This is a genomic window from Paenibacillus sp. RC67 (assembly GCF_030020805.1).
Taxonomy (GTDB): Bacteria; Bacillota; Bacilli; order Paenibacillales; family NBRC-103111; genus Paenibacillus_S.
Genome location: NZ_CP125098.1, coordinates 3,444,210 through 3,466,186 on the forward strand (window position 1 = coordinate 3,444,210; position 21,977 = coordinate 3,466,186).

19 protein-coding genes are annotated in these 21,977 nt (G+C 44.3%); 16 read left to right on the forward strand and 3 right to left on the reverse strand.

Going from position 1 to position 21,977, the window contains the following annotated elements; translation table 11 throughout:
• The first annotated feature begins 98 nt into the window (after positions 1-98).
• The 16 genes from pdxR (at position 99) to QMA13_RS15875 (ending at position 18,177) form a co-directional block, all read left to right on the forward strand.
• Entirely contained in the window at positions 99-1,484 is a 1,386-nt protein-coding gene (pdxR, locus tag QMA13_RS15800) for a MocR-like pyridoxine biosynthesis transcription factor PdxR (protein ID WP_282942530.1), read from the forward strand.
• A 117-nt stretch (positions 1,485-1,601) separates the two neighbouring features.
• Positions 1,602-2,372: an HAD-IIB family hydrolase gene (locus tag QMA13_RS15805; RefSeq protein ID WP_349254227.1), complete on the forward strand. Its 771-nt coding sequence runs from the start codon at positions 1,602-1,604 to the stop codon at positions 2,370-2,372.
• 41 nt (positions 2,373-2,413) lie between these two features.
• Positions 2,414-3,094 carry a M24 family metallopeptidase gene (locus tag QMA13_RS15810; protein ID WP_282943415.1) on the forward strand — a complete coding sequence of 227 codons (681 nt, stop codon included), beginning with the start codon at positions 2,414-2,416 and terminating at the stop codon, positions 3,092-3,094.
• Between the two features lie 202 nt (positions 3,095-3,296).
• The gene (locus QMA13_RS15815; protein WP_282943416.1) at positions 3,297-4,460 is read left to right on the forward strand and encodes an MFS transporter; all 1,164 of its coding nucleotides are present in this window, start codon (positions 3,297-3,299) and stop codon (positions 4,458-4,460) included.
• A 284-nt stretch (positions 4,461-4,744) separates the two neighbouring features.
• A complete protein-coding gene (locus QMA13_RS15820) occupies positions 4,745-5,734 on the forward strand; it encodes a GNAT family N-acetyltransferase (protein ID WP_282942532.1) in 990 nt (329 codons plus the stop codon).
• A 244-nt stretch (positions 5,735-5,978) separates the two neighbouring features.
• A complete protein-coding gene (locus QMA13_RS15825) occupies positions 5,979-7,457 on the forward strand; it encodes an SWIM zinc finger family protein (RefSeq protein ID WP_282942533.1) in 1,479 nt (492 codons plus the stop codon).
• Positions 7,458-7,479: 22 nt separating this feature from the next.
• Positions 7,480-9,297, forward strand: coding sequence for a HEAT repeat domain-containing protein (locus tag QMA13_RS15830; protein WP_282942534.1), 1,818 nt, complete (start codon positions 7,480-7,482; stop codon positions 9,295-9,297).
• On the forward strand, positions 9,273-10,364 hold the full coding sequence (locus QMA13_RS15835; RefSeq protein WP_282942535.1) for an ATP-binding protein: 1,092 nt from the start codon (positions 9,273-9,275) through the stop codon (positions 10,362-10,364). The genes QMA13_RS15830 and QMA13_RS15835 overlap by 25 nt, the downstream gene beginning before the upstream one ends.
• Entirely contained in the window at positions 10,322-12,724 is a 2,403-nt protein-coding gene (locus QMA13_RS15840) for a DUF5682 family protein (RefSeq protein WP_282942536.1), read from the forward strand. The genes QMA13_RS15835 and QMA13_RS15840 overlap by 43 nt, the downstream gene beginning before the upstream one ends.
• 3 nt (positions 12,725-12,727) lie before the next feature.
• Complete coding sequence (locus QMA13_RS15845; RefSeq protein WP_282942537.1) at positions 12,728-13,936, forward strand: VWA domain-containing protein; 1,209 nt, start codon at positions 12,728-12,730, stop codon at positions 13,934-13,936.
• Between the two features lie 179 nt (positions 13,937-14,115).
• Entirely contained in the window at positions 14,116-14,553 is a 438-nt protein-coding gene (locus tag QMA13_RS15850; RefSeq protein WP_282942538.1) for an ester cyclase, read from the forward strand.
• 112 nt (positions 14,554-14,665) lie between these two features.
• Positions 14,666-15,136, forward strand: a complete 471-nt coding sequence (locus QMA13_RS15855; RefSeq protein WP_282942539.1) for a MarR family winged helix-turn-helix transcriptional regulator — start codon at positions 14,666-14,668, stop codon at positions 15,134-15,136.
• Between the two features lie 249 nt (positions 15,137-15,385).
• Positions 15,386-15,967 carry a sigma-70 family RNA polymerase sigma factor gene (locus QMA13_RS15860; RefSeq protein ID WP_282942540.1) on the forward strand — a complete coding sequence of 194 codons (582 nt, stop codon included), beginning with the start codon at positions 15,386-15,388 and terminating at the stop codon, positions 15,965-15,967.
• Positions 15,960-16,703, forward strand: coding sequence for a hypothetical protein (locus QMA13_RS15865; protein WP_282942541.1), 744 nt, complete (start codon positions 15,960-15,962; stop codon positions 16,701-16,703). The genes QMA13_RS15860 and QMA13_RS15865 overlap by 8 nt, the downstream gene beginning before the upstream one ends.
• A 250-nt stretch (positions 16,704-16,953) precedes the next feature.
• Positions 16,954-17,433, forward strand: a complete 480-nt coding sequence (locus QMA13_RS15870; protein ID WP_282942542.1) for an SH3 domain-containing protein — start codon at positions 16,954-16,956, stop codon at positions 17,431-17,433.
• Between the two features lie 45 nt (positions 17,434-17,478).
• Positions 17,479-18,177 carry an AIM24 family protein gene (locus QMA13_RS15875; protein WP_282942543.1) on the forward strand — a complete coding sequence of 233 codons (699 nt, stop codon included), beginning with the start codon at positions 17,479-17,481 and terminating at the stop codon, positions 18,175-18,177.
• 107 nt (positions 18,178-18,284) lie between these two features.
• Here the strand turns inward: QMA13_RS15875 and QMA13_RS15880 are convergent, their stop codons facing one another.
• From QMA13_RS15880 to QMA13_RS15890, 3 genes are all read right to left on the reverse strand, one after another.
• Entirely contained in the window at positions 18,285-19,643 is a 1,359-nt protein-coding gene (locus QMA13_RS15880) for an MATE family efflux transporter (protein ID WP_282942544.1), read from the reverse strand.
• A gap of 727 nt (positions 19,644-20,370) precedes the next feature.
• Complete coding sequence (locus QMA13_RS15885) at positions 20,371-21,231, reverse strand: alpha/beta fold hydrolase (RefSeq protein ID WP_282942545.1); 861 nt, start codon at positions 21,229-21,231, stop codon at positions 20,371-20,373.
• A complete protein-coding gene (locus QMA13_RS15890; protein WP_282942546.1) occupies positions 21,228-21,788 on the reverse strand; it encodes a PadR family transcriptional regulator in 561 nt (186 codons plus the stop codon). Before QMA13_RS15890 ends, QMA13_RS15885 begins: the two co-directional genes overlap by 4 nt.
• Positions 21,789-21,977: the final 189 nt, after the last annotated feature.

A 21,977-nucleotide genomic window follows, 5' to 3' on the forward strand; every position in this document is an offset into this window, starting at 1 on the left:
CTTGAGACGAAATAATGAAGGTATACCTATAAAGTAGCAAATACGTTAGAGTCACTGTCGGCGGTGGCTTTTTTTACGTCTGGAAATGAGGCGATAGCTTGCTTGAGCTTGCATTGGATTACTCTTCAAATCAAAGGCCGTTGTTTTTTCAAATTTATAGCTATATTAAACAAGGCATCATGCAGGGTCAATTACCCAATGGTACGTTTCTGCCTTCCATTAGAAGCATGGCTCAAACGCTCAAGGTAAGTAAAAATACGGTGGAGAGCGCCTATCAGCTTCTCGTATCGGAAGGCTATATAAGCAACATCCCCAAAAAAGGATATACTATCGTTCATGTTTTTGAAAAGCCGGACAATGATCCTAACTCCCGTCATAGCACTCCGAAGAGCTCGCAAATAAAAATTGATTTTCGATATGGCAATATAGAGCTGTCCGCATTTCCGTTCCATCAATGGAACAAAGCTCGTAATCTCATCATAGCGCAATATCAAACCTACTATGAAGTTGAAGGTATTGCTCAAGGTGAGCTGAGTTTAAGAACCGAACTGTCACGTTTGCTTTTTGAAACACGAGGTGTCATTTCAGCTCCGGAGCAAATGATTATCGGCACTACCCCTCAACAGCTAGTATCCTTGCTATGCGAACTCCTAAATAAAGACGAGTATGTGATAGGTGTAGAAGACCCGGGCTACGACGGCGCCAGAAATACTTTTAGGAACCATGGCTTTCATGTGCTTGGAATACCGCTGGGAGCAGATGGTGTAGACAGTCAAGAGCTTGAGAACAGTCCGGTGAACATGCTTTATGTGAGTCCTTCTCAACAGTTTTCCAATAAAATGGTGATGTCCCAGGCAAAAAGACTAGAATTAAGGAAATGGGCTTCTTGTCACGCTTTTATCATGGAAGATGATTATGAATGGGAATACAAGTATGAGGATGGCTACATGGCGTCCATTCAAAGTCTGGCTCCGGACAAGGTCATTTATATCGGCCGCATCTCCAAATCTCTTTTACCGGTAACCAATATAAGCTACATGGTGCTTCCATCAGACTTATTGTCATTATTTCATTCTAAGATAACTGAATACGATCAGCCCGTCCCGAGACTTGATCAACTAACCTTTGCTCAGTACTTAGCGGATGGCTATTGGTTCAAGCATCTTCAAAAAATGAGAAAGCAATATGAACAGAAGAGAAAAGCGTTTTTTGAAGCCATCGCTCAAAATCAATGCTATTTTGTAGAGGCAGAGAGCAAAGATACGGGACTGCATGCATTCGTTACCATAAAAACAAATAAATTGGAGTCCGAACTCATTGAGCAAGGATTATTGCATGGTGTACAAGTGTATGGAACCTCTAGGTACAGGTATCAGACAACCGGCAAGTATCCCACAGTACTGCTTGGCTATGGCTCACTTACCTGCAATGAAATACAAGAGGGCATCAAACTATTGATTGAAGCTTGGTTTGGAGAGTCCTAGCTTCACTGTGTCCTGCCCAAATTGTTCATTCTGTCCCTTTATTCGATAGGAAGTTCTCATTACTATTGGGGATACAACAAGCGGATGGAGTGGATAAGGATGAACTTTATTTTTGATATGGATGGGACTCTTAGCTTCAAAGGCAGACCGATTTCCAGAAGGATTCAGGATTGTTTAATGGAGCTGGAGCAATTAGGTCACTTTATTGGTTTTGCTTCTGCAAGGCCTTTCCGTGACATGCTTCCTATATTAGACGAGCGTTTTCATCAACATCTTTTAATTGGTGCGAACGGGGCGATGGCTTATTATGAGGGTAAGCCTCTCTACTTTAATTCAATTCCAACTAGCCTAGCGCTTGAAATTATTGAAATCCTTAATGATTATCAGGCTGATTATCTTATTGATGATACTTTGAACTATGCAGTTCAGACAAAACAAGAGCATCCTCTTCTAATGAACATCGCCCAAAGTAGTCTTGCACAGCAAGTGGAATTGGATCAAATTAATTCTTTTGTAAAAATTGTTGTTCTATCCTGCAGTCATTTCAAGGAATTATCGGAAAGAATATCGGAGCTTGATGTCACCATTCATTACCATTCAGCCGAAGGGATCTTGGATATTACCTACAAAAACGTTAATAAAATGACAGGGATGCAGCAAACCGGTCTTCAGCTCTCTCCATTTATCTGTATGGGAAATGATATGAATGATCTTCCATTGTTCCAACAAGCCCAATACTCCGTATTGATCGGAGAATATGAACCATTGCGAAGGATAGCCAGCCATCAGATCCCGGTCGACGATAGGGTAGAGTATCAAATTATTGACAAGCTGCAGGAGCTTGGAAGGATGTTTGTCTCACAATCAAGCCCTGTTAAAATAGGGTAAATTCTAATGCATAGACAGGAGTGACCGTATTGAGTTCGTATATGGAAAAAAGACATTCATCGCTGCGAGAGGCTGAAAGAAAAGCCGAACAGCTGTTTAAAGCCATCGAGGAAAAACAAATTATGCGCAGCGGCGTTACCGAAAAGCAAATCAATCGCGAAATCTATGACCTGGCATTCCAAATGTTTGGAATTAAGAAATACTGGCATAAACGCATTGTAAGAGCAGGGAAAAATACGTTATACCCGTACAGAGAAAACCCTCCTGATTTGACAGTCAATGATAATGATATTATATTTCTTGATTTTGGTCCGATCTTTGAAGATTGGGAGGCCGATTTTGGAAGAACCTATGTGCTTGGCGATGATCCGATCAAATTAAAGCTGCAGAGGGATATTGCATTGGCTTGGGAGGAAGGGAAGGCTTATTTCCGTTCCAAGCCCGATATTACAGGCAGTGAGCTCTTTGCATATGCATGCGAGCTTGCTACCAAATATGGTTGGGAGTACGGAGGGCCTCATGCGGGTCATCTCATCGGAGAATTCCCTCACGAGCAGATCCAAGGCGATGAAGTGGACAATTATATTCATCCCGACAACCATATTCCAATGCGTGATCCGGATACCAACGGTCATCCTCGAGATTGGATCTTGGAAATCCATTTTATCGATCGGGAGTTGGAGATCGGTGGATTCTTAGAGCAATTATTAACAGTCGACTAGAAGAGAGTCCTGCCGAAGAAGGACATAAATCATAGTGGAGTCGAGTCGTTAGGCAGGTGCAAATAGATCCCATGGTTATTGTCATTCACACTGGAAATACTAATTTCCATAAATATCAAACGACAGAACCGTAGGCAGGGGGAGCAATTTGGAGAAGACAGCAGACCTGCGCAGCTCCAAGCGCGGTAGATTGTTAGTTAGTATGGGAATAAGCTGGCTGTTTGACGCAATGGATGTTGGGATTATTTCATTCATTGTAGCGACATTGACGGTACAATGGCATTTGACCCCTGAGCAAGTGGGGGTATTTACAAGCATTAACTCGGTTGGTATGGTTTTTGGAGCAGCTATTGCAGGGTATATGGCTGATCGGTTTGGGCGTAAATCTGTCTTACTCTGGACGCTGCTTATTTTCTCGGTGGCCAGTGGCTTATCCGCGCTTGCTACGAGCTTCACGGTGTTATGCATTTTGAGGTTTATTGCGGGTGTAGGACTGGGAGGAGAGCTTCCAGTAGCTTCAACTCTTGTATCGGAGACAGTACCGGCAGAGGAGAGAGGGAGAACGGTTGTGCTGCTCGAAAGCTTCTGGGCAGGAGGGTGGCTTGCAGCCGCACTCATTTCGTATTTTGTCATTCCAAGGTACGGCTGGCAGGCCGGATTCCTTATCGGTGCGGTTCCAGCGCTGTATGCACTTTATCTGCGGCGCTCAATTGAAGATCCTCAGAGGTTCATTAAGAGTCAAGCTGAACGAAAGCCATCTTTTCGCGAACAATGGTCGTCGGTGTGGCAGTTGAAATACCGTCGTTCTACCGTAATGCTGTGGATTCTCTGGTTCACTGTAGTTTTCTCATATTATGGCATGTTCCTGTGGCTTCCGACTGTGATGGTAATGAAGGGCTATGGTCTGGTCAAAGGTTTCCAGTATGTGCTCATTATGACTCTGGCTCAATTACCCGGATATTTTACCGCGGCGTACGCCATAGAGAAGTTCGGGCGCAAATTCGTTCTAGTCTTATATCTGGTTTTCACGGCATTAAGTGCAATCTGGTTCGGTTCTGCCCAGACGGAAACGAGCCTGATCGCTGCTGGTATCTGCTTGTCCTTCTTCAATCTTGGAGCGTGGGGCGGGCTGTATGCCTATACTCCTGAGCTATACCCTACAAGAGTACGCTCGACAGGAGTCGGCATGGCAACCTCCTTTGGCCGTGTTGGCGGCGTCATAGCCCCCTTCCTGGTTGGAGTCCTTGTAGCTCGGGGTGTGGAGCTGCAGACGATTTTTTATCTATTTTTCGTGGCTATCTTAATTGGAGCACTCAGTGTATTTTTCCTTGGGAGGGAGACCAAGGGCATTGAGTTGGAGAATTGACGTCGTACACTAGCGTCAAAAGATTTGAATGTTTCATGGTACATAATAAAAGAACGCATATAATGAACGAGCAGGCGCGCTGGCAGTCTGCTCGTTTTTATCGACTCTGATTGCCTTATGATGATGGATGGCATAGCATATAACGGTTGAAACTAAGATGCCAGTGCTAACGGACCTGCATGTGAAAATACAAATATAAAACATTTATTACCTTTAAATCCCATTTTACATATGCCATTCTTAGCTTGAGTCATAGGTTGATTAGAGGATTTAGGGGGGATTGCATGTCGTTTACAGTAAGGTCGCTCAGGTTACCAGATGATTATGAAGATATCGCAAGATTAGTAAATACTTATTGGTCGGAGCCCACAGATGCTGCAAGGCTCGAGGAAGATGACAGCAAATTATTTTCTATTGGCCGTACGTTCCTAGATGAAAATGGCCAGCTTGGTGGTTATGATAGGCTGAGGCAGCTTGCTGTCACCGAGCAGGATGAAGCTGTTGGCTACTTGTGGACATGGCGTGCTCCGTGGACCGAGCATGGAACCCTAAACCACACGATGGTCATCGATCAAACCTTTCGCCGGCGGGGAGTCGGTAAGCTTTTGCTCCATCAGGCCTTAGACTGGGCTCATACTCTTGGTGCGAGTAAGATTGTAACCGAGGTATGGGACAATGATGAAGCTTCATTGCACTTTGCCCGCAATCATGGGTTTGTGGTTGAACGTCATACGTTTCAATCTGTTCTTTCGTTAGATGGCTTAGATGCTGCTAATATATATGGAGGCGATGCTTCCAAGCAGTTGGAGAGAGAGGGCATACGATTCACAACACTCGCAGAAGAAGGTGTAGATAAGGGAGAGATCCAGCTGCACCAGCTTTACAAGGAAACGATGGAGGACATTCCCGGTTTCACGGGTAAAGTTCCAGAAATCTCAGAATGGCGCAAATGGTACTTAATGGCCAACGGTTACGCTCCTGAGCAGGTACTGATCGCTGCAGACGGTGAACGATATGTGGGAGTGACCAATGTGCTTCATAATGCGCAAACTAACGGAATGTATCACGAATATACGGGAGTCAGACGTGACTATCGTCGCCGTAACATTGGATTAGCTCTTAAGGTCAAAGCGATTGAATTGGCCGTTTCGAGAAAAGCTGACTATATCCGAACCGACAACGACTCTACCAATGAGCCTATCCTCACTATTAACAGACGGCTTGGCTATTTGCCACTGCTTGGAAAGTATCTGATGGTCGTTTCGTTGAAATAAAGCCCTAACAAAAGAGGGTGCCGACACCGTTCGGCAGTCTCTTTTGTTCAATTTGGAGCATATCAATTCTTTTCATAAGGGACTTTGTAATGTACTAAGCGGTTCTGGACACAGGACTTGCAAACAGATGAAAAACATGGAATGATTTCATTAATTTAGATTGTTTTTTTGGCAGTCTGTTATTATATTTCTCATTTTATCGGCGTAAGGTAAAGGGTGGAAATGAAGGTGATTCAGGAATTGTGTGGAAAACAATAAGAACAAACCATTTTTTGAGAGGGAAACCATGGAGCAGCTTACGGAAGCTTATGTAGACAGTTTGGCGCTTAACAGCGCTGCGATTAAGAATGGGAAGGATTTAGTAAAAAAGAATAGCTTTCCCTTGTTGTGCAAATCTGAGGATGCTAGCGTCATTTTTGGAGAATGCAAGGGAAGCGGTAAAGACCCTTATCGATGCTCTGTGGATTGGGCTAAGGAAGGAAATCCTGTATTCCGCTGCACTTGTCCCAGCCGTCAGTTCCCATGCAAGCATAATTTGGGCTTGATGTATGCCTACACTTCAGGCAAGTCCTTTGAGACGGCACCGGTTCCGCAAGACCTTGCTGAGAAGAGGGAGAAAGCCGAGAAGCGCGAGGAGAAAAAGAAGGAAACGGCCGTCTCTGACGCTCCGGCTGCAAAACGGAAGACGAATAAGGCAGCTCTTACCAAAAAAATAGCTGCTCAGTTAGAAGGTATAGCCATTGCAGAGAAACTCCTTTTACAGCTTACACAGCAGGGATTTGGAAGTCTAGACAAGAAAGTATTGCAAACTGCGGATGAGCAGGCAAAGCAGCTTGGCAATTATTACATTCCTGGTATTCAGATTGCGCTTCGTCAGCTAACAGAGCTCTTCCGTTCCGAGAATGAACGTGAAACGGTTTATACACAAGCCATCGAACAGCTAACGATGCTGCATTCACTTATTCAAAAAAGCAAGAAATATTTAGAAGGCAGGCTGGGAAATCCCGATGCACCAGTAGATGCCGATACAACGCTAGAGGAACGCATAGGCCATGCTTGGCAAATCGCTGAGCTGCGGGAGCAAGGCCACGTTCGCACCGATGTAGATCTGCTGCAGTTGGCGTTCCGTTCCTATACAGATGCGCCTCGTGGTGAATATGTGGACGAGGGCTGCTGGGCAAATCTGAGTACGGGTCAGATCCAGTTCACCCGGACCTATCGTCCTTTTCGAGCATCTAAATATATTCGTGAGGAAGACTCGATCTTCCATGTGGTAACAGCCAAGGAACTGGCAGAATATCCAGGTGATCTGAACAAGCGGGTGCGCTGGGACGAAGCCGTTTATCGGGAGGCTAGTTCAAAGGATTATATGAACGTGATGGCTTCGGCGGAGCGATCCTTTGCAGAAGTAATAAAACGGATTAAAAATCAGATCAAAAACCCGTTATCACACAAAAATCCGGTTGCTCTTTTGCATTTCAAAGAAATACTCAAGGAAGATACAGCTTATGTCCTTGTGGATGATCAAGGCAAACAGCTGCCCTTGACAGACATTCCCTTCGTTAGTGCACCGACGACCCATTTGCTGCCCCTGTTAAATAGGGCTTATTTGCTGAATCAAGCGATATTGGTTATTTTCGAACAAAACATGCAGCGGAACCGGTTAGAAGCTCAACCGCTTAGCATTGTGACTGCGGATAAGGTTATCCGTTTGCTTTATTGATGAAATAATTAGGAGACGAACTATGAGTGTACATGTTTTGTTTGAGCTTCAACATGAAGTTCGGCGTTTATTTATTGCAGGAAGCGCTGTAGCAGCAGGAGACATTCGATTGCAAAAAATGATTCCCCAGCTTGATAAGCTGTCTGAATCGGTTCCAGTAATGGGTCGCGTGGCGCAAGCTGTTACCCAAGTCGTGGAAGCGGGCTCGGGGGAATCAGCGCCTAAACTGCTTGAATTGGGTATCCTGCTCAACTCCATGCTTTATACTCTTGGCAAGACGGAAACGACAGACGTGCTCTTTCCTGTCAAAGGAGCCGATGCCAATCTATCGACCTCACTTCCTTACCGAAAACTGTCTCCACTGATACAAGCGTTGACAGCAAAAGGTCAAGGGCGGCTGGAGAAGCTGCGGCAGGGTTATGAAGAAGGGCTATTCCAAGACTTTCGCTCTATATTGCCCGCCGTTACCGCTCTGGATGACAGCTACACGGAAATTCCTGATTTTATTCAACATAAAGTGCTACCTGCCTATGGTAAAGAGGCATTGCCTGCTCTGCTCCAACAATTCAAGCTGGACGGGGGTAAAGGCGATGGTAGGCGTCTAGAGCTGATTCATGAGTTATTGCATGGCGAGGGACTGTCGCTAATCGGGCAAGCGGCTCGTGAGGGTTCGGTTGAAGTACGTTCGGCTGCTATTGAGCTGCTTGGTAATTATCCAGAGCAGATCCATTTTATTTTGGAACAAGCCGAAGATAAGAAGAAGGAGATCCGCAGTGCTGCTTTGTTTGCTCTAGCACGATTAGGCTCTGAGCAGGCCGTTGAGAGGTTGTATCAAGCGTTAGTATCCAAAGATCGTGAGCTGGCAATCGAGCCGATCCGACGGTGCCAAGCCAATTCTTTGACACAAAAGGTCGTAGCTCATGCGGAACACACTCTGGAGCGAATCGTACTCGAGAACGGTATCGAAGAGACTGTGCAGCATATGCTCTCTGACATTCACTGTCTACAAGGAAAGCGAACGCTGGAGGTTGTACGCTTGCTGGAAAAGCTGCTATCAACGCCTGCGTTCATTAAGACTGAAACGGAAGCTGCACAGGAGGCTGCGGCAGAACTGCTGCTTGATATCGACCTACCGGAAGCGGATGATTTCGCGGTTAGCTTGCACGAAGCGTACGATGGGAGGTTTATCGCTTATAGCTTCAAAGCAGCAGTGAAGATTCTTCCACCTCAAGAAGTCTATGACAGGTTTCACAGTTATTTTAGAAACAAAAAACAGTCTAATGCCAAGACGCTTTTGCGTGCTTTTCATGAAGAAACGCTTCCTTACCAACACAGGGTGGGGTACGATCCTGCTCGAGCTGATGCGGATCTTAAGGGTGTGTGGGATCCACGCTGGGTACAGCTTTTTGTAGAAGTGGATGAGGCAGATTTGGTATGCCGACTGGTAGAAGCTGCGGATGTGAAGGTCATTGCATACCTAAAAGCTAAATGTGAGGAACAGCCTCATTTCAACCGGGGCCAGACATCGAATATGCTGCTTGTACTATTCGGAATGCAAGAACCAAGCGCTCCTCAATTGCTTATGGACATATTGGAGAAGGGTGGCAATAAACAGTATTACTATCTGGATCGTGTGCAGTTGACGCTGTTGTCATTGCTTCCAAAGTCATATGCTCAACGACTCCGTGAGTATGCCGAGAAACTAAGTTATCAGAGCTTGAAGGATCAATTGTTGGACATTACTGAGACGTTAGCAGTAAAGACGGATGGAGAAAAAGTGTCGGAAATTGAAGAGAAGGGACAGGGATTATGGGGATGGATCAGAAGCAAGATGTCGTAAGATTGCCTTCCGAACGTTTATATGCGGAGGAACTAGAGGCGCTAAAGGAATTGGACCAGGATGTGAGACCTGCCGGCTGGCAGCTTTCGCCAAAAGCGGTGCTTACCTTTCTGACAGGGGGCAGCGTTAAAGGCGTTACTATTACACCCAAGTATATTGGTAATAAACGATTGGTCGAGATGGCTATCGCTACCCTGTTAACGGACCGCGCACTGCTGCTGATAGGCGAACCGGGAACGGCGAAATCGTGGCTATCCGAAAATTTGACGGCGGCAATCCATGGCGATTCCGGTAAAGTAATTCAAGGCACCGCAGGGACAAGCGAGGAACATATCCGTTATTCCTGGAATTACGCTATGTTATTGGCACAAGGGCCATCCGATCAAGCAATTATCAAAAGTCCTATTTTTCGAGCTATGGAAACAGGTGGCATCGCCCGGTTTGAAGAAATTTCACGTTGTGCATCGGAGGTACAGGATGCTTTAATCTCCATATTGTCCGAGAAGACGATCTCGATTCCCGAGCTTGGACGCGAAGTGTCGGCTTCAAGAGGCTTCTCCGTTATTGCAACGGCAAATACACGGGACCGTGGAGTGAATGAGATGTCTGCCGCCCTTAAGCGGCGCTTCAATATTATTGTGTTACCTGCACCTTCAGACATTGAGACAGAAGTCGAGATTGTCCGTAAACGGGTGGGCGAAATCTCTGCAAGCTACGAGCTGCGTGCATCGCTTCCAGAGGAAGAAGCAGTGCGTAAAGTTGTGACGATATTCCGTGAGCTGCGCAGCGGGATGACGTTGGATGGAAAGGAGAAGGTAAAGGGGCCGAGCGGCGTTATATCAACAGCGGAAGCGATATCTCTTCTCACCGGGAGCATGGCGCTTGCTGGGAGCTTTGGAAGTGGACAGATCAGTGAAGAGGATATCGCGGCAGGTTTGCAAGGCGCCATTGTGAAGGATGAAGAAAAAGATCGTCTTGTATGGAAAGAATATTTGGAAAATGTGATGAAAAAGCGGGGAGCGACATGGCGAAATCTGTACTACGCGTGCTCGGAGATGAACAACTGAACCATAATCAAGGGTTTCATGTTTTCGGTATAAGGCATCTATCTCCTGCCGGCGCCTTTCACTTACTTACTTTTCTTGATGAGGTTAAGCCAACGGCTGTGTTGATAGAAGGGCCGAGCGATGCTTCTGCCTTTATTTCTGAAGTAACTTCACGCGGCGTTGTACCTCCCATTGCGATTCTTGCCTATACGGATCAGCTTCCGGTTCGGACATTGTTATATCCGTATGCGGAGTATTCGCCGGAATATCAGGCTTTTAAGTGGGCTAACCGCAACGGAGCCTGGGCGACCTTCATCGATTTGCCTACCGAGCAGGCTTTGGCTTTGCATGAGACGAAACGAACCGGAGGTTTTTCGGGGAAAGTTGTGACGGAGGGAGAAGAACCGGCTCAAGAAATCCGTCAACCAGGGGATTCTGATGACTATCAAACCTATCTCCATCAGCAGAGAAAGCTTTATGAGCAATTAACCGAGTTATCCGGGGAACCCGATTACGAAGCTTATTGGGAGCGTCATTTCGAGCATCGCTTGGAGGAGGGGGCATACCGATCCGGGATTCACCGATTCTCTGAACAAATGAGGGAGCTGACGGAGGATCAAGAGTGGCAGTATGCCCCTCATGATGCGGCCTATAATGAAATACGTGAGTCGTATATGCGACGCAGTATTCAGAAAGCGATTCTGGCGGGTCACGATCCGGAGAGAATCGTCGTTGTGACTGGAGCGCATCATTCTTCTGCGATGGATTTCCGTCTACCGATTATGTCGGATAAGGAATTCAAAGCGCTTCCCAGGGTGAGAACGAAGCTCACATTAATGCCCTATTCATACTATAAACTATCCACACATTCCGGCTACGGAGCAGGAAATCAAGCCCCTGCTTATTTTGAATTGTTCTGGCAGTGTCTGCAAGCAAGGGATCTTAGTAGATTGCCGGCGCTATATTTCTCACAGGTTGCCGCCCATTTGCGTGCTCACGGAACGTTCCGCTCAACTGCATCGCTGATTGAAGCCGTCCGTTTGGCTGAGGCACTCGCAACCCTGCATGACGGTAGTCATCCAACATGGAGGGATTTGCAAGATGCGGCCATCGTGTGCTTAGGCTACGGGGAGATGTCCACGATCTCTGAGGCGCTGGCAAGGACAAACGTAGGCACGGCCATCGGTCGCCTTCCGGAAGGAGTCAGCCAGACACCGGTTCAGGATGATTTAAATAGAGAACTGAAGCGGCTTAAGCTGGAAAAGTATAGAACACCAGTCGCTGCGACGTTAGAACTCGACTTGCGAGAAAATCGCAGGGTGAAATCAGAGGAAGCGACGTATTTGGATTTGAACCGTTCCGTGCTGCTCCACCGTTTGGAACTGTTAGGCATTGACTTTGCTAAGAAGCAGCGAGTTCAGCAGAATTCGGCTACATGGGCTGAGAATTGGACTCTTCGCTGGACGCCGGAAGCGGAGATTCAAGCGGTAGAGTCTACGTTGAAAGGTGAGACCATAGAGCTGGTTGCAGCATTCTTGCTCAAAGAGAGACTAGACGCATGCACGGATATCGCTGAAGCTTCACGGATCATTCGTATTGCCTGTGAGTGTGCGCTCATGCCGCTTATGGAGCAGGCTAAAGAAGCGCTACAGGGGCTGGCGGTGGAGGCTGGGAGCTTTGAGCAGATTGCTTCCTCCGCATACGAGCTGTCTGTACTGATTGGCTACGGTTCGATTCGCCGCATCGAGACGGCTGCACTTGTGCCGTTGCTCAGGCAGCTGTTCCTGCGGGGTGCGCTGCTGCTGCCGACCGCTTCTGCCTGCAACGATGATGCCGCTCATGGCATAGCAGGCGCAATTCAACAGCTCCACGGCATTGCTCAAGATCACTTTGAAGAAGTTGACGATGTACTTTGGCAAAGTAAACTACAAGAACTGGCCTCTCGTGACGATCGCAATGCTAAGTTGTCTGGCTTTGCCTTTGCCATCCTATTGGAGCAAAGCAAGCTTCAAGAGGAACAAGTTGCACAGGAAGTGTCTCGTCGATTATCGCCTGGCATACCGGTTGATCTAGGGGCGGGCTGGTTTGAAGGGTTATCCATGCGTAACCGCTATGCACTGCTGTCCCGAGCTGTGCTCTGGAAGCAGCTCGATATGTATATTAGGTTGCTGGATCCGCAAGCCTTTAAGCGATCACTCGTATTCCTTCGCCGAGCATTCGGAGCTTTCGAGTCAAGGGAGAAGGCCGCAGTCGCAGAGATGATGGGCGATCTATGGGGCTTGGATGCCAATGCAGTGGGTGCGACCTTGCAGAAGCCGCTGAGCGAGGAAGAGAAGGAGATGCTGTATGAGCTTAACGATTATGATTTTGGAGATTTGTAGCCTATGATAAACAATGAGACAATCGATCACGAACAATTGAAACGGTGGCGACTCATCCTTGGCGCAGAATCCGAAGAAAAGCTGCAATCATTTGGTTCGGGCACCAGCCTGCTTGATGATGAAACTGCTTTGATGGATGAAGCCCTAGCGGCTATTTATGATGATACTTATGGCAATGATATAGGCCCTGTCGGGGGAAATCCCCGCAAACAGGCCGGGCTAGGACCGTCAGCTCCCAAGCTGGCAAAATGGCTGGGTGATATCCGTACCTTTTTTCCGCCGGACATTGTCTCGGTCATACAAGCAGATGCTATTGAGCGCAAAGGTCTGAAACAGCTGCTGTTCGAACCTGAGCTGCTGGCTCAGGTTAAGCCGGATATTCAGATGGTAGCAACCTTGATGGCTCTCAAAGGGAAAATACCGGAGAAAACAAAGGAAACGGCAAGGCAATTGGTTAAGGCTGTAGTTGATGAAATTGTGCAGCGGTTGTCTCATGATTTGCAACGGGCAGTAACTGGAGCCCTTAATCGGCGGCGGCATTCGCCGCTGCCTTCCGCTACTGGTTTGGATTGGAACACAACAATCCGCAAAAACCTGCGGCACTATGATCAGGAACGCAATCTGCTCATTCCAGAGAAGGTCTATTTCTTCGATCGCGCCCGGCGGAGCAAGGAATGGACCGTCATTCTGGATATTGACCAGAGCGGTTCAATGGCTGGATCTGTCATATATGCGTCCATTATCGGATCGATCTTTGCCAGCATGCCAGCGCTGGATACTCATGTCATTGCTTTCGATACAGAGGTTGTCGATTTAAGCGAGCAGTGTGCTAACGATCCGGTAGATATGCTATTTGGTATTCAGCTAGGGGGCGGTACAGACATTAACAAGTCGATTGCTTATTGTGAGCCGTTTATCACAGAACCGAAGAAAACAATGTTTATTCTTGTTTCTGATCTGTATGAGGGAGGCAATCGTTCTGAAATGATCCGCAGACTAGTCGATATGCATCAGTCTGGGGTCAAAACGATTTGTCTGCTAGCTCTGTCCGATGAGGGACTGCCGTCTTACGATGATGCAGTAGCCAAGAAGTTAGCCCAATATGGCATCCCCTGCTTCGGATGCTCACCAGAAAAGCTGCCTGAGTTGATTGAAGGAGCCCTTAAAGGCGTTGACCTTTTGGCGCTATCTGATCGTGTTAAGCAAGGATAAAAAAGAATGTCAATAACCATGGCATCAAAACCGATATGACAATAAGTGCTGATTTGCAGGAATGCATATTAGCACTTATATTTATTATATAGTCAATTGACTTGACTATATCCAAAGTGGTGATATGATAGAAGTAGTCAAATGAATTGACTATAATCATGCTAGTTGGAGGTTTATTTATGACTATTGATAAAAATATGGAGATTGTACGCGCTTTTATTCAGAAATTCTGGATCGAAGGGAACCATGATTATTTGGAGCAATACCTGACGAAAGATTACGTTGATCATGCGTATGTTCCGAGTAATGTGCAGGGGCTTAAGAATATGGCTCTCGTTCTTCATACAGCTTTTCCGGATCAAATGACAACGGAGGAGAGTATTGTTGCTCAAGATGATCGTGTTATTGTAAGGCTGAGAATGACAGGGACTCATCAAGGGAATTTTAGAGGGACAGAAGCTACCCAAAATAGGGTCGATGTAAAACTATACCGAGAATACCGGCTTCATAATGATAAGATTGCTGAACACTGGGCACTATTCGACACCGCCTCGTTATTTCGCCAAATTGGAGCTGAGCTTCATCAGCAACCTGCCTGCCAAATAAAAAATAAATAGTGAAATCATACAACTAGGCTGCCCTGATAAAGGGTGGCCTTAGTTATTTTTATGAATCATGGTAGAATAAGATAAGTAGATTAGGCATGATGAAGTAGGGGGAAACAAATCAATGGCTGAAGAAGAGGCAGTGGGATACGAACTTATGATTCTCTTTGCAACTGCATTTCGCTTAGCAGTTGAAGAGTTACATGATGAATTAGCGAAAATAGGGTTTGACGACGTGAGGCCTTCTCATGGGTTTATCTTTCAGAAAATTTCCCATGGTGGTGCTACCGGTAATGAAATAGCCGATCACCTAGGAATTACAAAACAGGCGGCTAGCCTGTCGATCGATTATTTAGAAGAGCACGGTTATGTGAGCAGGAAGCCCCATCCAAATGACCGAAGGGGGAAGCTTGTTGTTTTGACAGAACGAGGCTGGGAATGTATCCGGGCTACGGAAACCATTTTTACATCTATCGAAAAGCGTTGGGGAAAAGCCTTAGGAGATGAAAAAATGCAAGGGCTTCGTTTGGATATGACAGATTTAGTTCATACCTTTCCCAACGCCAAACCGGGCGTATTTCGACCTGTTTGGTAGTTTAACTGAAACCTTGAGAGCAATAGGCTGAAAAAAATGAGTGCTTAGGGAAGAGGAGCTTGCGCCAGGCGCGGTTCCTTTTTTTATGACTGAGATATCCATCCAATCGAAATAACGTATTTTTAAAATAATACCTTTGTTAATACTTTAATCCTTTTTACGTATTAACTAGTGTGAGACTCATAAAAACAAATTGCGCAATTTGTTAAATGGTTAATTTTCATCAAGAAATGAAGGGAGGGGAAGCCGTTGGAGGTTGCCCGTACGAACACAGGGATCTACCAAAACGAACAAAGTGATATCCAGAATGGGATTCTGTCGACAGAGATGTTTGCTCAAATATTTGATACTTACTATAAACGAGTTTATAAATATATTTGCTATCGAATCAACAACCATTATGCAGCGGAAGACATTTGCAGTCATGTATTCGAAGTAGTCATTTCTAAATACTATAGTTTCTCACCAGAGAAATCGAACTTTGAGGTGTGGTTGTTTGCTATTGCGAGAAACTCCGTGACAGATTACTTCCGTTCACAGAAACATAGAGCTGATTTTTCACTGAACTCCATTTTGAATATGGTCTTATCCAAGCCCTCTCCGGAAGAAATTGTGATTCGAGATGACAATAATAGAGCGTTATTTACGGCACTCGCCAAACTAAGTGATAAAGAACGTAATATCATTGCCATGAAATATGCAGCGGGCTTGAAGAACTCAGAAATTGCAGATCTGCTAGGCGTAAGTGGTTCCAATATTGGGGTCGTTCTTTACAGGATCTTGAAAAAACTGCATAAGGAACTAGATTTGGAGGAGATCAACCATGTCTAAAAAATATGATTTAAAACCATTTCGTGAGGTAACAGATTTACTCAACGATGTAGAAGTAGATGATGCCTTCAAAAAAGAGCAAATGTTCAATCGTTTAAAATTTAAAATGGAAACCGGAGCAATCCAAACTAATTATACAAAAAAGGATGATATCTATATGAGAAAAAATAAGTGGAAATCCGTTGCTGTAACTGCATTGGCTGTTGTTTGTGTAGGTGGTGTATTCTCGACGACATCGTATGCACATGAAATGCTTGATTCTATAATGGCACGGTTTCAAGTTGGGAATATGCAGATTACGCAGTACAAAGAGCTGCCTAATGTTGAGGTGAAAAGTACGGATGTCCAACAACGGGTTCAAATAGAAACACCTAAAAAGATGACAGTGAAAGAAGCACGTTCCGCAATGGGAGTTGATTTTCCAACGCCAACTTGGATGTCTGATTACAAATTCGTAAATTGTGTAGCTCAAGGTGATCATATGGTTGAAGTTCAATATCAGAAAGATGGAGATTTCATTTCGTTGTTGATTTCGAAAGGTGTGGAAAACGGTATTAGTACCCAAGATGAGGTCAAGAAAGAGACTATCGGAGGAACTACGGTTTACTTTGCTAACGGAATTGTAATTTGGGAGCATGCCGGTTTCACCTACGAGATGTATCAAATGGCAAAAGAAGACTTTGATACCCAAGCTCTCGGTAAAATTATCTCCTCATTATCAACGAAAAATAATTAAGAACATAAGCAGGTATATGGTACTTGAAAGAAAAATAATAGCGAGTGATTCGGACACATTCTCCGTTCACTTGCTATTTTTTTGTTTACTGTAGTTAAGAGGTTCGGTTTTGAAAAAAATGTCGAAACATAGTAAAGTATAATCATAGAAAATGGAGGAAAACGAACTATTCTTGTATTATCATGAAGTGTAAGTTAAACTTTTAATATCTTTGAATGATACCTAGATTATGGTAGAGGGGGCGAGGGACTTGAAGACAAATAAGCTTATACCAGAAAGCATAATGAGATCGAGGCTTGGACAAGCATTAATGACTTTAGGTATAACAGCAGCGCTGCTTCAACCCTTTACCACAGTAGAAGCAGGTGTGTTGGACCGGGTAAAAGATATGTACCAGCTGCCTGAGCATGTTGAAAGTATTCAAAAAGAATTTGATGCAACCAAACAGCAGTTGGAAGAACAACGGAATAAGCTCGTCGAATCCGTACAGCAGTCGAGGGAAGCTATAGATCTGCTGAATATACAAAATAAGCAGCTCCTGGAACAGAATGAAGCTTTACAGACCCGAATTCAAATGATGGAACAAACATCGTTGGATAAAAAAGCACAAAACCGTAAAATAACTATGATTGCTGTGACGGTAATCTTCCTCATCATAGGTTATTTTTTAATAGGCCGCTTGATACGTATCATGGTTTGGAGACGGCAAAATAGCAATCTTAGACAGTAATATTGCAAGCGGCCATACATGGTCGGCTTAGGGGGGGCATACTTTTTGGATATTTCCTATGAGCAAGCCGGGCATTTAACCCGGTTGGCTGCATTTACGCTTGAGTTGGGAGAGTCTGTGAAGGTGCTGCATTCAAATCAGATCGTCGCTTTTCAGGGCTCCCCATCTCTACGTGAGGACTCATTCATGAAGTTGTCAGGTATGTATCGAAAAAAAAGACTCTTGCAGTCCAATATTCGAGGACCAGTCAAATTTATGCTGGGTTTACCGGAAGGCTACTCCTTAGGTACGGTCGAAATCAAGGAAAATGACAACTTGTTGTTTGAATTCCGCCATGTGTTGTTCTACACAAAAGAGATGAAATTTCGAACACAAGTACAAAAGGTTAGAAATGTTATGATGACTCATGATTTTGTGAAAATGAAGTTTCAAGGTCCAGGAACACTAGGTCTTCTGACATCTGGCCCGTTGTACCCGATCCAACTTGATCCAGAAGTGCCGCTATACGTTGATATCCAGTGTCTGGTCGCTTATCCGGAGCATGTCAGTTTAACACCTTGCGTATATGGGAATACGCTGGCAAGTCAGAATATGAACTATCATTGGGAGCTTAAAGGATCGGGCACCGTCCTGCTTCAGCCTTGTAAACCTGATAAGCAGCTGGATGAGCAGATGCAAAGCGATAGCTTATTGAGGCGAGTGCTTCGGGAATTGATCCCATTTGGCGGAGTGTTTATTAAATAAATGAACACTAATCGGGATTCTGTTTGCCATCCGTCAATAAAGAATATAATCTATTTCAGCCGCGTACATCGGGGCTTTTTCTTTTATGTAGCCAATAAATAAATCCACTATTTAGCTGCGAGAAGCTTCTTAATCGTAAGTAAGAATAAAATACAACAGGTTAAAGCTGCTAAGATGTCTGCAATTGGCTCTGCCATAATAACTGCATCTGTTTTTGGAGTATTGAACATGGGAAGAACGATTACCAAAGGAATTAGTAAAATAATTTTTCGAAGTATCGCTATGAATATAGAAACCTTGGCTTGCCCGAGTGCGATAAAGATTTGTTGTAAAGCCAATTGAATTCCATAAATACATGTGCCGAGGAAGAAGATTTTGGTCAACTTCACTGTAAGTAAGATTAATTCAGGATTGTTGGTGAAAATCTGGATCGGAAGCTGGGGTAGAAACATGGTGATTCCCCACATCATGATCCCCAATGTGGCACAAAAAACAGTGCAGTACTTTATAGCTGATTTAACTCTTGCATAGTTGCCCGACCCGTAGTTAAATCCAATAACAGGCTGTGCCCCTTGAGCGAAGCTTTGCAAAAGCAGAGTGAATATTTGCATGAGAGTACTCAAAATCCCCATCGCAGCAACGAAGAGATCTCCTCCAAATTTGGCGAGAGAAGTATTAAACACAATTTGAACAAGGCTTTCCGTTGATTGCATAATAAATGGGGAAAGCCCTAATAGTAGTACACTCATAGCAACCTGAGGTTTAATGCGGATATATTTTAAACGCAGTCGGAGATGGGCCCGCTTGGAGGTGAGAAACCATAAGACCCATACAGCAGAGATGGCTTGGGAGATAATAGTGGCAAGTGCAGCTCCTTTAACCCCCATATTCAATTTAAAAATAAAAATGGGGTCAAGAATGATGTTAACTACTGCTCCTACACCAATGGTCATCATTGCCGTTTTAGCGAATCCTTGTACGGCTATAAATGGATTCAAGCCTAACGATATTAACGCAGCCGCAGTCCCAATCAGGTAGATACCCAAGAAATCATCCGCAAATGGCAGCGTATCTGAACTAGCTCCAAATAAGGTTAAGAAATGTGTTTTAAAAATGATAAAAGTAATTGTTATAACAACGGAAGCAAACAATAACATCGCAAAACAATTGCCTAGTAATTCTTCCGCTTTGCTATGTTCTCCTTCACCCATTTTTATTGAAGCAAGAGGCGCACCTCCGAACCCGATCAGCGCAGAGAATGCGGAAATGATCATAATAATTGGGAATGCTACTCCGATGCCCGTTAATGCAAGGGTACCCGTGCCGGGCATTCTTCCGACAAACATGCGGTCTATCACACTGTATAAAGCATTAATCAACTGTGCTGCAATCGCTGGAGTAGCAAGCGATAGAATAAGTTTGGGAATACTCTCGTTAGTAAAACGCAAACTCATTTTCTGGTTCATATCCTTTGTCATCCCTTTACATGATATCTATGATTTCACTTGTTGCAATGAAGTCTAGATATAATAACACATCGAACATCCGATTTAAATACGAATTTAAACGCAAAAAAAGCGTTATATACGCTGTTTTAATCCCCTACATCAACCCCGTGTACATACAATGGTTGTAGTTCTTTATATGGCTGAAATAATCGATTTGAATGGGTTGTTGAAATCTTGTGTTGGGAGATTTTTAACATCACAATCAAGGATCAGGAATAGGTTTAGTTTCTTGTTCAAGGGAATTACCTTCATATGGTAAAATGGATTCATACTAAAATTGGAGAGTTTGGATTGATGCTATCACATCACTGGAGGGGAAAAGGTAACAGCCATGTAGATTGGGCAGGTGACCATCCAGTTATTGAGAAGATAAGTCTGGAAGTATTCTCGACAAATGAAAACGCCATACGTCTTTATTGTGGAATGGGTTTCAAAGAAGAGGGCAGACGAGTGAAACAAATCAAATTTGACAAGGATACTTACTCCGAGCTTGTTCTCATGTATAAACTAGTGAAATGTTGATTAGCTTCTTAACTAATAGATTAGTAGATGGTCTATTGAAATATTTAAGAGCAGGTGCTCTTGCACGCTGCTCTTTTTGTTAAATTAATGGGCAGGATAATGAAGTGCGGTGAGGGATTTAACATCAATGCGATATGTGATTTTGGATAAAGGACATCTTTACTTAATAATTAAGTAACTTAGAATCTAACCATGGACGTAAAATAGGCAATACGTTGACAGATTGCATAGCTCCGGTGTGATCGAGTCCATCTAGAATGTGTACATCCCAGCCAGCTGCTTTTAGCTCATCATAGTGGTTACTGAGTGGACCTACAATATCAACATGAACATTGCCCCATTTTTCTCCGTAATCGATTCTATCGACACTCCCCGCGAAGCAAAGACGAGGACAGTTGATCATTGTTTGTGCTTGTTTATCATCGAAATCTTGTAATGTTCTATAAAGAGTAACGAATTGCTTAGTCTGACTCTCATCCATAATCAATTCAACACTAGACCAATCATACTCGTCAGTTGCTTGGATTTTCTCATGGGTATCATATTTTTTAGGATTTTTATCAAGTGACATTCCGTGAGTTGCCATAGTGACTTGCAGCATCTCTCTATAGGGTCCATGTATTGGGGGAAAGCCGCCCATGATGAGAGCAGAAATCCGGCTCGTACGAATAGCAAGCTGTAATCCACTAAGAGCAAGCCAAGAATAACCATAGTAAGCAAATTCATTCGCTCCTACGGCATCTGCAATAGCTATAAAGTCTCTAGTTAAATTATTCGGTGTCAGTGTATCTGGTTTGGCTTTACTTAGTACATGTCCTTCATAGTCGAATGCAACAACACGATATTTATCGCTAAGCCCATCGATTAATGATTTCCCAAGAGCAGGATTAACTCCCCATTTCCTCAATTCATCGGCTTGTGATCCTTCAACCGGTATTGGGTTCACGGGTATTAAAATAGTGGGGCCGTCACCTTGAGTTACAACGTCTATACCATTTCCATCATGCATCTTAACTGTAATCATTCGTTTTCTCCTTTTTTAAAGGAATATTTTCCTGATTGAATATGATCTACTATTTTTTGAGTATAGGCTGCTTGATTTTCTAGATAGCTGACCCAAATACCAAGAAGCTCAGGATGCTTAGAAGGATCTGACGGGAACGCTTCTGTCGGCAAAGCTTTCAAGAAATGAGCAGATTCGTTGAGGGAGGCGCATCGTCCGTTTAAGAGTGAAATCACCTTTTCACGTGAGATCATTTCCATAAAGGCAATACCTGCTGAAAATAACTGAATATCACTGCACAGGAGTGCTGATTCTAGAAGAGATTCAAATTCATCCTTCCCTTGTAGAGTTACGGCATATTCAGTACGTGACGGTCCAAGTTTGATATTATCGCGGGAGTCAACGGCTTCAGTCATTCCCTGTAATTCAAGCTTCTCTAAGGCATGATATATGGAACCCGGTTTTACACTTGTCCAGGTTTCTGCGCGCCAAGAGGTAATGTCGCTATAAACCCCATAACCATGACTAATCCCTTTTCTTAAAATTGAACCTAGAACAAGCAATCGGACTGAATACATGATTTAACCTCTTTTTCGAGTGATCAATTTAACTATTCAAGTTTGAATAGCTTTGTCATGGTTGATTATACCGAGTGGAATCATTCTAGTCAAATTTGAATAGTGAGTTTATGTTTAAGAACTAGGAATCGTGGAGAGTATGGGGTACTGGCGCTAAATTTTGGGTATAAAATAACTATACCGGAATTT